The sequence below is a fragment of the Nostoc sp. CALU 546 genome (genome assembly GCF_048836525.1).
This window is the reverse complement of record NZ_JAWJTF010000244.1, coordinates 2,950-3,219: the sequence shown is the minus strand read 5'-3', so window position 1 is coordinate 3,219 and position 270 is coordinate 2,950. Positions and strand designations below refer to the sequence as shown.

At 47.8% G+C, this 270-nt stretch carries 1 protein-coding gene; it reads right to left on the bottom strand.

The window, feature by feature from the left end:
* On the bottom strand, window positions 1–270 hold a 270-nt coding region (locus RRG12_RS42175; protein ID WP_420763229.1), incomplete at both ends, for a WD40 repeat domain-containing protein.

Below are 270 nucleotides of genomic sequence, written 5' to 3'. Positions count from 1 at the left end.
AGTCGTTCCTTACCGATCAGGGTAAAGGTTTTCTTTCCTGCCTGCAAATCCCACAGTTTCAGGGTGTTGTCAGATGAAGCAGAAACGGCTGTTTTTCCATCTGGGGCGATCGCTACTGCATATACCGAGTCGTTATTACCAGTCAGGGTATAGATTTCCTTTCCTGCCTGCAAATCCCACAGTTTCAGGGTGTTGTCATAAGAAGCAGAAACGGCTGTTTTTCCATCTCGGTCGATCGCTACTGCTCTTACCCACTCCTTATGACCAGTC